This is a genomic window from Arthrobacter sp. UYCo732 (assembly GCF_040547265.1).
In the GTDB taxonomy this organism is placed as follows: domain Bacteria; phylum Actinomycetota; class Actinomycetes; order Actinomycetales; family Micrococcaceae; genus Arthrobacter.
The window spans coordinates 23,437-34,647 of the sequence record NZ_JBEPPJ010000029.1 but is presented as its reverse complement, the minus strand read 5'-3'; the positions used below and the strand labels follow the sequence as shown (position 1 = coordinate 34,647).

Below are 11,211 nucleotides of genomic sequence, written 5' to 3'. Positions count from 1 at the left end.
CCCGACGCGGCCTGGATCAACAAACCCGCCGAGAAAACCGACACAAAAGCAGCAGCCTAACTCCCACTGGCCTCATTCACCTTGACAAATTCCGAGCTGACGACGTTCCGATCACGGGTGATGTGGGGGTGGTGGGATGTGCGGATGTTGAGGCAGTCGAGTCGGGCGCCGACAACATGCGCCGTCCCTATATCGCTGCCTTGGGTGAACACGGCGGTCCATTCGACGGCGGAGGTCGACACCACGAGCTGCTTCCACGAGGGCATGGCCCAGGGTTCGAGGTGGTGAAGCATGGACGGGAGCGGTTCGCGGAGACGTGTGAAGCTTCTGCCTCCCAACCCATTGAGCCATTCAGTCGTTTCGGTGACTACTCGCTCGAAGGGTGCCTTGATTTACCAGATTGGATCCGTAAACGGCAGCTGCATTTGCAAAGTATGCCCGCTCGGGAGCAGAAACTGGCCGAGGGTCGCAACGCCCGTTAGCCGGTCCTTTACTGAGACGCGCAGGCGGGTGTGATGCAGGCGTGCAGATCTTCAAGGTTGGAGGCGCCGCCGAGGGCATCCAGGACCTGGGCGGCTTCTTTCTGAATGGTGCTTCCGCCTTTCGAGCTGCCGACCATAGCGGGCTCGGGAGCGGAGTTGTCCGCGGCGGCCGGCTCGGCGTCCGCACCGACGGTGTCCTCCAGGTGCCCGGGAGTGCCGATGCGGAAACGTTTGCTGCCGAAGCGGAAGGAGAAGTTCAGGATGTCGGCGAGGAAGAAGGAGACGCCGTCGAGGAAGGCGTGGAATACGTACAGCCCGGGTGCGACGAAAAGGAACATGAACTCGATGGGCTCAGTGATGCCGGTGATGAACGAGGTCAGCGCGACAGAGAGGAAGAGGCCCGTGTACTTGGCTCGTCGACCCTTGGGGACGCAGTGCCACATTGCCAGGCAGGCGGCCGGGAGGCCGAACATCATTGTCAGGAAGCGGCCGGCGAAGTGGCGGATGCCTTCGGTGAACAGTCCTACATGATTGGGGTCGGCCAGCTGGGCAAAGAAGATCTTTTGGGCGCCCGAGACTGATGCACCGTTGACCATTTCGGTGCCGCCCAAGGGACTGAACCAGAACATGGGGTAGATCATGTGGTGCAGGCCACGGCCCCGCTGAGGCACATGAGGCACATGAGGCGCATGAGGCGCATGAGGCGCATGAGGAAACCGTAGAAGAACGTTCCGATTGGTCCGAGTCCGGAATCCATGTGCCGACGCTGACCATCCCCTGCTGGATGGGCGGCCAGGCAAGGAAGAAGAAGATGCCCACGAAGATCGCAGCGAAAGCTGTCGCGATCGGAACGAAGCGGGATCCGCCGAAGATTCCGAGGGCCGCCGGCAACTCGATGTTGCGGTAACGGTTGTGCAGCCAGACGGCCACGGCGCCGATGACGAGTTCGCCGACGACGCCGGTGTCTACGGGGTCACTTCCGGGGTTAAAGGTGTCCAGCATCGCCTTGATGGTGTCGGTCATGACCAGATAGCCCACGACGCCGGCAGAGGCGGCGGTGCCCTTGTCACGCTTGGCCAGGCCTATGCAGAGGCCGATTGAGAGCAGAAGGGCAAGGTTGGTGAAGACCGTGGACCCGGCGGCGGTCATGACGCCGAAGATTCCCTGGAGGGTCGGGGTTGTTCAGTGCGGGGTAAGCCTGGACGGTGTTCGGATTCGACAGGGCGCCGCCGATGCCGAGCAGGAGGCCGGCGGCCGGGAGGATGGCGATCGGCAGCATGAACGCTTTGCCGATCTTCTGAAGTTGCTTGAACATGATGACTGCTCTCATTTTGGGGTGTGACGACGTCGTCACGAATGAAGGGAGGGGTGAGATTTAGGCGAGGGCTTCGACAAACTCGGTGGCGATTTCAAGGGGCCTAGTGATCGCACCGCCGGCCACGACACAGAAGGCGCCAAGATCGATCATCCGGCGGGCTTGTTCCGGGGTGCGGATCCGGCCCTCAGCGATGACAGGCACCACGGTTCGGGATACCAACTGTTCGCCCAGCCCAAAGTTTGGTGCTGGTGCCCCTTGGGACTGGGACGTATAGCCGCTGAGCGTTGTTCCTACGAAGTCGACCCTGGCCTCCGCAGCGGCCAACCCTTCGTCAAGCGTGGCGATATCTGCCATGAGGACCAAACGCGGTGTTCAGCACGGATCTGCGCGATGAAGGCGGCGGGGCTGAGCCCGTCGACGCGTTCACGGTGAGTGCAATCAAAAGCCACGATGTCGGCGCCTGCCGTTACGAGGGCTTCCACCTCGGCGATCGTCGCGGTGATGTAGGGCTACTGCGGTGAGTACTGCTTCTTGATGAGCCCGATCGCAGGGATCTCGACAATTGCCTTGATTTCACGGACACCACGCGTGGAGTTGGTGCGGTGCGCAACCGCACCTGCCTGGTCGGCGGCTGCGGCCAGGAGCGGCATCACGCCGCCTTCGGCGACGAACAACGGCTCGCCTGGCAGGACACAACAAGACCGCCTCGGAGGCGGTTCAAGAGAATTGGGCTGGTCATGGACGGTCCTCGGGACTCTGAAAGACGTCATAGTTCATGCACAGTGCACTGCATGGACTTTCGTCTCAGGTTTTGCCGAAAGTAACAATCCCGATGACTCTCGCGAATGATCGCGCTGGGCAAACTTACAGTTCCATTTATTGCATGTCACCCCTCTTCCTGGATTTTTTTAGCAAGGGCAGCCCGGGATACGCCTTGGTGATTCTTTCAAGGACAGCGAGGTTGGGCCCGCCCAGCAGGCTGTTCAGGTCCCGGATGCGCAGCGATGACTCCCTTGACCCGATCACCACCAAATCACGGAATCGAACCCAAACCACTGGTTCGTACCAGTTGGTGAGTTTAGTCAATAGTCTCCGGCTATTGACACGGCTATTTTGTGATGTCAGTCTCTTTCTACGGAAAACTGGTCTAGATCACTTGGAGAGTCATGATTAAGAAAAGTCTCGCAGTCGTGGGGGCGGCGCTGCTGGCCGCAACAGCTCTCACCGCTTGCAGCCCGTCCGGAGGAACTAAGGAGGAAACTGCCACAGGAACGGTAAAAATGGTGGCTTGGCCTGGCCCAGAAGGTGACGCCATGGCCAAGGTGGTAGACGCCTACAACAGCAACCAGGGAAAAAAGGACGGGATCAAGGTCGAGCTGTCGCTGCTGTCCCGGCAGGACACGTTCTCCAAGGAGACGGCACTCATGGCGTCCAAATCCGCGGACATGGATATCTACTGGACCGCGTCTTATAACGTGGGCCAGTTCGCGGGATCGTTGGAACCGCTGCAGGGGATTGACACCGGGAACTACTTCCCGGTCGCCGTCGACGGACTCAAGTACAAAGACGAGCTGTACGGCCTCCCGCTGGATGTGAGCAACCATTTCCTGCTCTACCGCAAGGACCTCGTGGATGCGTTGCTGACGGATCCTTCCGCGCAGGCCGATTATGCGAAGATCAGCGCCGCTGTCCTCGGAACAGCCCGCGCACCCAAGGACCCGCAGAACTGGGATCTGGACGACTACAAGGCGATGGCCGCATTCTTCTCAAAGGCTGAGAACCTGAACTCCCCCACTCAGTACGGAACAATCCTGCAGGGCAAAAACCTGCTGTACAACACGATGATCTGGAACGACATCCTGTGGGGCTTCGGCGGAAACTGGACCAGCAACGGCCAGGCGAGCCTCGATAGCGATGCCGGCAAGAAGGCAGTCCAGCTGTACGCAGACATCTACAAGAACAAATGGACCTCGCCGGACAGCTCCCAAGCAGAATTCCCCGAGACCCAAGCGGCCCTGCAGTCCGGAAGCGCTGCGTTCGCCATCCAGTGGTCCGCGGCCTTTGCTGACCTCAATAATCCGGCCAAGTCGCCGCAGGTGGCAGGCAAGATCGCCATCGCCCCTGTTCCCGGCGGGAAGACCCACGTACACGCGCTGGCCGTTTCCCTCAACAAGTATGGCAACAACAAGGGCGCCGCAAAGACGTGGCTGACCTACCTTGCGACACCTGACGCCATGACGCAGTATGCCGAAGCAGGAGGCATCCCGGCCATGCCTCAGGTCCTGGAAGCGAAAAAGTCCATCAACCCGGCATTTGCACAGGTTTCGGAGAGCATCTCAAAGCACGGCTTTGCAGAACCCGTCTTCCCCAAAACGTTCAATGCCTACAGCAAAATCGCTGAAGACCTCAGCGGCGCATGGGTTGGACAGACTCCGGTGGACGAAGCAGTCAAGACAGCAAACCGCAACCTTCAAGAGCTCCTCGGCTAGTCCAGGAAAACTTCTGACCAACCGTTATGGCGGGGTCTGCAGCAGCAGACCCCGCCCCCCGGCCCGATACCAACGAAAGAATATGTCATGGCCTCCATTGCCAGACGCAGCAGCAGATCAGCCGCCGCCCTGCTGCTCAGCACCCCGCTGACCCTGTTCGCCCTCATCTTTGTTCTCTACCCGCTGTCCTCTGGCATTCTCACGGCATTCCAATCGGCGACACTCCTTGACCCCTCGACGGACTTCAATGGCATCCGAAACTTCGCCTCGTTGTTCACCAGCGTCGGATTCGCCAAATCGGCCGGATTCACCCTCGGCTTCTCTGCCGTCGTAGTCAGCATCGAAATGGTCCTAGGATTCGGGCTAGCTCTACTCGTGAACCGCCAGTTCCCCGGTAAAAAAGTGTTCTTCACCATGATTCTGCTCCCCATCATGGTGGCCCCGGCGCTGCTGGGGATCATGTTCCGACTCCTGCTCAACGGAGACATCGGCGCCGTTCCCGCCGTGCTGCAGCAGCTGGGACTGAGCGTCTCCCTTTTCTCCCCCGACTCGGTAGTACCGCTCCTGGTCGTTCTCGACGTCCTGCAATGGACACCATTTACCTTTCTGATCATCTATTCAGGCCTCCAGTCCTTCCCCACCGAGTTGCTCGAGGCGTCCGCCATGGACGGCGCCGGCTACTTCCGCTCACTCGGGAGCATCGTGATGCCGGTCCTGGCCCCCGTCCTCTTCGCCGCTTTCTTCCTACGCGCAATCGACGCACTGAGAACCTTCGACGTGATTTACGTACTGACCGCGGGAGGGCCAGGCACGAGCACGACCACCCTGAGCATCTTCATCTACAAGACCGCTTTCGAATCGGGCGACTTCGGAAAGGCGGCAGCGGCAGCGCTTGTTGTATTGATCTGTCTCCTCCCGTTCGTGCCCTTCATGGTCAAACGCATTGCCTCCACCGGAATGGACGTCAAAAAATGAGCTCCGCCACAAGCCGCCCGGTCAGGACACAACCAGAAATCCCCGTGTCACGGAAGCGACGCCGGGGCGGCCAGGGCAACCGGCGGTGGATGTTCACGGCCATCGTCGGCGTGATAGCCCTCGTCGTCAACATCCCGCTGCTTAACTCCGTCCTCGTCAGTTTGAAGCCTGACGGCGAAATCGCGCAGAACCCGCTTTCGCTGCCCTTGGCCCCGACCATCGCCCATTACGCAAATGTGTTGTACGGATCGGGATACAATTTTCCAAAGTTTTTCCTCAACTCGGCCATGATCTCCCTTGGCACGGTACTCGTCGTTCTCCTGCTCGCTGTGCCCGCCACATACGCGATCGTCAGACTGGGATTCGGCGGCCGGTGGATCATCAGCAGCGCCTCCGGACTTCGGTTACTTCCCGCGATCTTCTTTGTCGTACCGTTTTTCCTCTTGTTTTCCGTGCTCGGCCTGCAGGACACCGTCCCCGGCCTCATTGCCGCAAACACCTTCCTCAATCTCCCTCTCGCAGTCATATTGCTGGCCGCCAGCCTCCGCGACATCCCCAATGAGATCGAGGAGGCGGCAGCCGTGGACGGAGCCAGCGTCTACCGGACGCTGTCGGCCATCGTTCTTCCAATGTTGGCCCCGGCCATGGTGGCGGTCGCCGTGCTGGTCTTCATCTTTTCCTGGAACGACTACCTCTTCGCCCTGGTACTGTCCACGTCGAACGCGACGCCTGTGACACTGGGGGCGGCGAACTTTATTACCAGCACCGGCATCCGCTGGGGAGATATCTCCGCCGCCTCGTTCCTTTCGACACTTCCGCCCCTGATTTTCGCGGTTTTCGCCCAGCGGTACCTGGTAAGCGGTCTTACAGCTGGTGCAATTAAGGGATGACCACGCAAGAGCAATCCACCATGCCTAGAACCTTTAAATACGAAAAGGTCGCCGTGGCCTTGCGGGACTTCATCCGCTCATCGCTGTCGCCCTTCGATGCGCTGCCTTCCGAGCGAGACCTCATGGCCAAATACAGCGTTAGCCGGATGACCGTACGCCAGGCCATCGCCATATTGGCAGACGAGGGACTCGTCTACAACGTACAGGGCTCCGGAACCTACGTGGGGTCCTCGGACCTCGTCTACAAGACGCCCAAACTCACCTCGTTCAGCGAAGACATGGCCAACCGCGGATATGAGGCCACCTCCCGGATACTCGGGTTGTCCCACGAACACGCCGACGAGAGCATCGCACGGTCCCTCGGCATCCCGGTAGGGTCGGAGTGCACCCATATCCGCAGGCTTCGGCTAGCGGATAACAAACCCATGGCCATAGAAGACGTGTACCTGCCCTGCACGGTGCTTGACATCGAACAGTTTCAGTTGCGCGAATCCCTCTACCAGCAGCTCAGTGCTGGCGGGCATGATATCGTCCGGGCCGACCAGGAAATCAGGGCCATCACTCTCGACGCAGAGTCGGCCAGACTCCTGGAGGTCTCTCCCAGCGCGGCAGCTCTTCTCGTGACCCGCGTCGGCTCGTCCCGTAGGGGAAACCAGATCGAGTTTGCCCGCACAATCTACCGGGCTGATCGATACACGTTCCAGTTGGCCGTGACCCGGGAACCCGAAAAATGAGCCGAACCCGCCGTCGGAGGAGCCACTCGGCCGTGGACGCAGCCTCAAGCCGTAGGGCCTCAACGGTGAAAGCATTTTTCGTCTTTACAAGGGAAATGGCATGTCCCACGCAATTGGCATAGACCTTAGCGGCACGAAAACCGCGGCCGGAGTCGTCGGGGCGGAAGGATCATTGCTGTTCACGGATGAGACCCCCACGCTGAACCGAAGCGGTCCGGAGGCAATTCTCGACGCCACCGAACGGCTGGCATCCCGGCTGCGGTCACGGGCAGCTTCCATGGGAATCACGGTTTCCGCCCTTGGGATCGGATCCGCCGGGGTGATCAACGCCGAACAGGGCAGCGTCTTTTCGGCCACGGATGCTATTTCCGGCTGGGCCGGAACGCAGATCGCCACCACACTCACAGCCCGGCTCGGGCTGCCGGTCCGCGTTGTCAACGATGTCCACGCCCACGCTATGGGCGAGGCCTGGGTGGGAGCCGCTGCGGGTGCTTCAAGTACGCTCATGGTGGCCTTCGGAACCGGCGTTGGCGGGTCCTTCATCAGCCGCGGAGAGCCCTTACTGGGGCATCGTTTCGTAGGGGGCCATGTCGGCCGCTTCGCTTCCAGCTACGCCGTTGACGAAGCATGGGGACTGCTAAAGTGCTCCTGCGGCCACTATGGTCATGTCGAGTCAATAGCGTCGGGTCCTGACCTCCACGCCCACTATCTTCGTGCCGGAGGGGATCCGTCCGCCTCGGACACCCGGCAGGTCTTCGACCGCGCTAACACCGGCGAACCGATCGCGCGTGCCGCCATTTCATTCGCCGCCCGTGCTGCCGGGCAGGCTGTCGGCGGCTTAGGAAACATCATGGACCCGGAAGTCGTCGTTGTCTCCGGAGGACTCGCCGACGCCGGTCACTTGTGGTGGGACACCATGGTGGCCGAGGCGAAAGATGAACTTATGCCGCCGCTGTCAGGACTGCGTATTGTCCCTGCCGGCCTCGGCAACAAGGCCGCCATCGTTGGTGCGGCCAGCCTCGTATTGAGGCAAAAGGTCCCAAAAAGGAGTTTCCGTGGCCAGCAAACTGATCGATCTCGATATGCTCAAAGGCCAGCTGATAGTTTCTGTCCAAGCCTACCCCGGAGAGCCGATGCGCGACCCCCGGACCATAGCCCAGATCGCTGCCTCCGCCGTCATCGGAGGAGCCGCCGCAGTCCGAGTGCAGGGGATCGCGGACATCCAATTCACACGAAGCGCCGTGGAAGTACCGGTGATCGGGCTCTGGAAAGACGGTCTCGGGGATGTTTTCATCACGCCCACGCTGCGCCACGCCTTTCCTGCGCCAACGCCGGCGCCCACATCGTGGCACTCGACGGCACCCGGCGCCCACGGCCCGATGGACTGGACCTTGCCGCCACCATCAAGGCCGTCCACGCCGACTCCAACGCTCTCGTCATGGCTGACTGCGGTTCATTCGACGACGCCGTTGCCGCCGTCGACGCCGGCGCGGACATCATCGGCACCACCCTGGCCGGCTACACGGGTCGACGCGAGAAGACCGAGGGGCCAGATCTTGACATGATCACCCAAATAGCCGCCGCTGATCTTGGCGTGCCGCTGTTCGCTGAGGGTCGTATCCGCACGCCCGCCCAGGCCCGCCTCGCACTTGACGGCGGTGCGTTCGCCGTGGTGGTAGGAACGGCCATCACACACCCAGCGTCCGTCACCGGCTGGTTCAAGGACGCACTCACCGCCTAGCGGGCCGCTCGACTCGTTAGTTCGCCTTCTCGGGCTCGATCATGCCCGTGCTCCACGACTCCGGGGAAGATCCACGAGGCATAGTGAAAACCGGGGCATCAAGTTACCGCGCCGCCCGCGCCCATCACAGGAGCGACGGCAACCGAAAGGCATTAACACCGTATGGAAATCATCATTCTTGCCACTCCTAAAGACGTAGCACGCACGGCTGCGGACGTCATCGAACAGCAGGTCCGGCGCGGCCCATCCGTTCTTGGCCTGGCCACCGGGTCCACCCCGCTTGGCACTTATCAGGAACTCATCGAGCGGCACCGGAACAGCGATCTCAGCTTCAGCCGGGCGCAGGCATTTCTCCTCGACGAATATGTAGGTCTGCCCAGCGCGCACCCGCAGTCCTACCACTCGGTCATCCGGGGCGAATTCACCGACAGCGTGGACTTCGGTGCTGGCAGCGTGCACGGGCTTAATGGGATGGCGGAGGACCCTGAGGCCGAGGCGGAGCAGTACGAGGCTCGCATTGCGGCCGCGGGCGGGGTGGACATCCAGCTCCTGGGCATTGGCACGGACGGACACGTGGGCTTCAACGAACCCATGTCATCGCTGGCCTCCCGGACCCGGATTAAGACCCTCACACGGCAGACCCGGCAGGACAACGCCCGCTTCTTCAAACACATCGACGACGTCCCGGACCACGTCCTGACCCAGGGCCTGGGAACCATCCGGGAGGCACGGCACCTGCTGCTGCTCGCCATGGGAGAAGCCAAAGCAGATGCCATCGCAGCCGCCGTAGAGGGCCCCGTTGCCGCCATCTGCCCGGCCTCGGCACTCCAGCTGCACCCGCACGTCTCCGTTCTGGTGGACGAAGCAGCGGCCTCCCGCCTGACCCACCGGGACTACTACACGGACACCTTCGGGCGGAAACCGACGTGGCAAGGACTCTGAGCTCGTGCCGCCGCTCGTAGAGACTGGCGTCCCCGCCGCGCATGCGTGCGCCAGACCACGCATGCACGGCGTTTCGGGCTCAGCCCCGGCACAAACCGCAGACGCGGCTCCCGCAACACCAGAAAGCAACAACGCTGACAACGGGAGGCCTCTAACATGAGCCAGAATCTGATCCTTCGTGGCCGTGTGGTCACCGGAAGCATGGATATCGCCGACGGCCTTACAGCGGTAGATGGCGACCGCATCTCCTACGCTGGCCCGGCGTCGGAATTTCCCGGGTAACCAGGTCCCGCCGACACGCCTGAACGCATACTGTTACCAGGCCTGGTAGACCTGCACTGCCACGGCGCACTGGGTTCTGACTTCTCGGAGGGGTCAGCCGACGGTTCCCGGTCTGCTGCCCGTTACCTGCACAGCCGGGGGACCACGACCCTGCTCGCCAGCCTCGTTACCGCATCACCGGAAAACTGATCCGCAACCTGAAGACGCTGCGAGCGCAGACCGATGAAAGAATGATTGCCGGTTCCCACTTGGAAGGCCCTTTCCTCGCCGCCGGTCAGTGCGGCGCCCACGACCCGACCCTGCTGCTGGAACCAGACCTGCACCTGCTGTCCTCACTGCTCGCGACAGCCGGCCCATCCCTAACGTCCATAATGCTAGCGGCCGAACTTCCCGGAGCCGCAGGACTTGTGGACCTGCAGACACAGCACAGCGTCGTTCCGTCCCTTGGCCACACAGCGGCCAGCAATCCCACTGCCGCCGATTTCCTAGCGAACGCTGCGGACGGCCTAGCCAGACCTTCCGCTCCTGCGGGACGCCTCCGGCCCACGGTAACGCACCTGTTCAACGCCATGCCCAGCCTGCACCACCGAGCCCCCGGCCCGGTCGCCGCCAGCCTCGGTGCGGCCCTCCCCGGGAACGCCGTAGTGGAACTGATCGCCGACGGCGTCCACCGCGCCCCGGACACGGTCAAGCTGGTCGTCGACCTGGTGGGCGCAGAAAACATCGCCCTGGTCACCGATTCCATGGCAGCCACCGGCCTGCAGGACGACCAGTATCAGCTGGGGACACTCGCCGTCACTGTCCGTCAGGGAGTAGCCCGGCTGGACAGCAACGGCGCCATCGCCGGCGGGACCGCCACCTTGCTGGATGTTGTCCGCACCGCGGTAGCCGCGGGAGTTACGCTGCAACAGGCTGTGACGGCAGCGACCGCCGTCCCCGCGGTCCTGGGACGAACCGCGCACATTGGTGACCTGCGCGCAGGGATGCTGGCCGACATTGTGGTGGTTGGCCAAGACCTGAACCTGGACAGTGCGCTCCGCCGGGGCAAGAGGCTTACTGCAACGGAGAGATCCGCCTAAGGAGGAGATCCATGCGGACCCGGCATCGCGTATCGTCGTTCAGCTGGGGCCCGGGCAGCACGCTCGAGGGCCAAAGAGAGATGCTGCTACGTCCGGATCAGACCCGTGGCGACGATGGTCGGGAACTGCTTATCGGTGCTCCGCACCTTCACTGGCGCTAATCAGCATGGATCGAGGGTGGCCCTGGATCAAGCCGTCCTAGCGGGTCTTGAATCACGTTGACATATCCACAGTGCCGGCGCTTGACCAGAATTTGGGCCGGTTCACCAACTCGAAGAT

The 11,211-nt window shown here is 61.9% G+C and carries 11 protein-coding genes and 4 pseudogenes; 11 read left to right on the top strand and 4 right to left on the bottom strand.

Annotated elements, in window-relative coordinates; translation table 11 throughout:
* Positions 1–482: hypothetical protein (locus ABIB45_RS21610; RefSeq protein ID WP_354217897.1), on the top strand; the 482-nt coding region annotated here is incomplete at its 5' end.
* Between the two features lie 8 nt (positions 483–490).
* On the opposite strand, the gene ABIB45_RS21605 is transcribed toward ABIB45_RS21610, so the two are convergent.
* The gene (locus tag ABIB45_RS21605) at positions 491–1,111 is read right to left on the bottom strand and encodes a PTS transporter subunit EIIC (protein ID WP_354217896.1); all 621 of its coding nucleotides are present in this window, start codon (positions 1,109–1,111) and stop codon (positions 491–493) included.
* A 181-nt stretch (positions 1,112–1,292) separates the two neighbouring features.
* Positions 1,293–1,631, bottom strand: a pseudogene (locus ABIB45_RS21600) (PTS transporter subunit EIIC); the annotation flags it as partial.
* Here ABIB45_RS21600 and ABIB45_RS21595 point away from each other — a divergent pair.
* Positions 1,603–1,824 carry a hypothetical protein gene (locus ABIB45_RS21595; RefSeq protein ID WP_354217895.1) on the top strand — a complete coding sequence of 74 codons (222 nt, stop codon included), beginning with the start codon at positions 1,603–1,605 and terminating at the stop codon, positions 1,822–1,824. The pseudogene ABIB45_RS21600 and the gene ABIB45_RS21595 overlap by 29 nt on opposite strands.
* 33 nt (positions 1,825–1,857) lie before the next feature.
* Here ABIB45_RS21595 and ABIB45_RS21590 read toward each other — a convergent pair whose 3' ends face one another.
* Complete coding sequence (locus ABIB45_RS21590) at positions 1,858–2,154, bottom strand: hypothetical protein (RefSeq protein ID WP_354217894.1); 297 nt, start codon at positions 2,152–2,154, stop codon at positions 1,858–1,860.
* A pseudogene (locus tag ABIB45_RS21585) lies at positions 2,091–2,450 on the bottom strand (hypothetical protein). Before ABIB45_RS21585 ends, ABIB45_RS21590 begins: the two are co-directional and overlap by 64 nt.
* Positions 2,451–3,113: 663 nt before the next feature.
* Here ABIB45_RS21585 and ABIB45_RS21580 point away from each other — a divergent pair.
* From ABIB45_RS21580 to ABIB45_RS21540, 9 genes and pseudogenes are all read left to right on the top strand, one after another.
* Positions 3,114–4,289, top strand: coding sequence for an extracellular solute-binding protein (locus tag ABIB45_RS21580; RefSeq protein ID WP_354217893.1), 1,176 nt, complete (start codon positions 3,114–3,116; stop codon positions 4,287–4,289).
* Between the two features lie 87 nt (positions 4,290–4,376).
* On the top strand, positions 4,377–5,264 hold the full coding sequence (locus tag ABIB45_RS21575; protein ID WP_354217892.1) for a carbohydrate ABC transporter permease: 888 nt from the start codon (positions 4,377–4,379) through the stop codon (positions 5,262–5,264).
* Between the two features lie 44 nt (positions 5,265–5,308).
* Positions 5,309–6,154: a carbohydrate ABC transporter permease gene (locus ABIB45_RS21570; RefSeq protein ID WP_354217891.1), complete on the top strand. Its 846-nt coding sequence runs from the start codon at positions 5,309–5,311 to the stop codon at positions 6,152–6,154.
* A gap of 20 nt (positions 6,155–6,174) precedes the next feature.
* Positions 6,175–6,888 carry a GntR family transcriptional regulator gene (locus ABIB45_RS21565; RefSeq protein ID WP_354217890.1) on the top strand — a complete coding sequence of 238 codons (714 nt, stop codon included), beginning with the start codon at positions 6,175–6,177 and terminating at the stop codon, positions 6,886–6,888.
* Between the two features lie 100 nt (positions 6,889–6,988).
* A pseudogene (locus ABIB45_RS21560) lies at positions 6,989–7,906 on the top strand (ROK family protein); the annotation flags it as partial.
* Positions 7,907–7,970: 64 nt separating this feature from the next.
* Positions 7,971–8,629, top strand: a pseudogene (locus ABIB45_RS21555) (N-acetylmannosamine-6-phosphate 2-epimerase).
* A 162-nt stretch (positions 8,630–8,791) separates the two neighbouring features.
* Entirely contained in the window at positions 8,792–9,571 is a 780-nt protein-coding gene (gene nagB, locus ABIB45_RS21550; protein ID WP_354217889.1) for a glucosamine-6-phosphate deaminase, read from the top strand.
* A gap of 156 nt (positions 9,572–9,727) precedes the next feature.
* The gene (locus ABIB45_RS21545; RefSeq protein ID WP_354217888.1) at positions 9,728–9,853 is read left to right on the top strand and encodes a hypothetical protein; all 126 of its coding nucleotides are present in this window, start codon (positions 9,728–9,730) and stop codon (positions 9,851–9,853) included.
* Between the two features lie 230 nt (positions 9,854–10,083).
* Positions 10,084–10,932, top strand: coding sequence for an amidohydrolase family protein (locus ABIB45_RS21540; RefSeq protein WP_354217887.1), 849 nt, complete (start codon positions 10,084–10,086; stop codon positions 10,930–10,932).
* The last annotated feature ends 279 nt before the right edge of the window (positions 10,933–11,211 follow it).

What these genes read in the sequence shown, in the direction of transcription:
- ABIB45_RS21565 (WP_354217890.1), top strand. Translation starts at nt 6,175, where the DNA reads ATGCCTAGAACCTTTAAATACGAAAAGGTCGCCGTGGCCTTGCGGGAC.
- ABIB45_RS21540 (WP_354217887.1), top strand. Translation starts at nt 10,084, where the DNA reads ATGATTGCCGGTTCCCACTTGGAAGGCCCTTTCCTCGCCGCCGGTCAG.
- ABIB45_RS21590 (WP_354217894.1), bottom strand. Translation starts at nt 2,154, where the DNA reads ATGGCAGATATCGCCACGCTTGACGAAGGGTTGGCCGCTGCGGAGGCC.
- ABIB45_RS21575 (WP_354217892.1), top strand. Translation starts at nt 4,377, where the DNA reads ATGGCCTCCATTGCCAGACGCAGCAGCAGATCAGCCGCCGCCCTGCTG.
- ABIB45_RS21545 (WP_354217888.1), top strand. Translation starts at nt 9,728, where the DNA reads ATGAGCCAGAATCTGATCCTTCGTGGCCGTGTGGTCACCGGAAGCATG.
- nagB (WP_354217889.1), top strand. Translation starts at nt 8,792, where the DNA reads ATGGAAATCATCATTCTTGCCACTCCTAAAGACGTAGCACGCACGGCT.
- ABIB45_RS21605 (WP_354217896.1), bottom strand. Translation starts at nt 1,111, where the DNA reads ATGTTCTGGTTCAGTCCCTTGGGCGGCACCGAAATGGTCAACGGTGCA.
- ABIB45_RS21580 (WP_354217893.1), top strand. Translation starts at nt 3,114, where the DNA reads ATGGCCAAGGTGGTAGACGCCTACAACAGCAACCAGGGAAAAAAGGAC.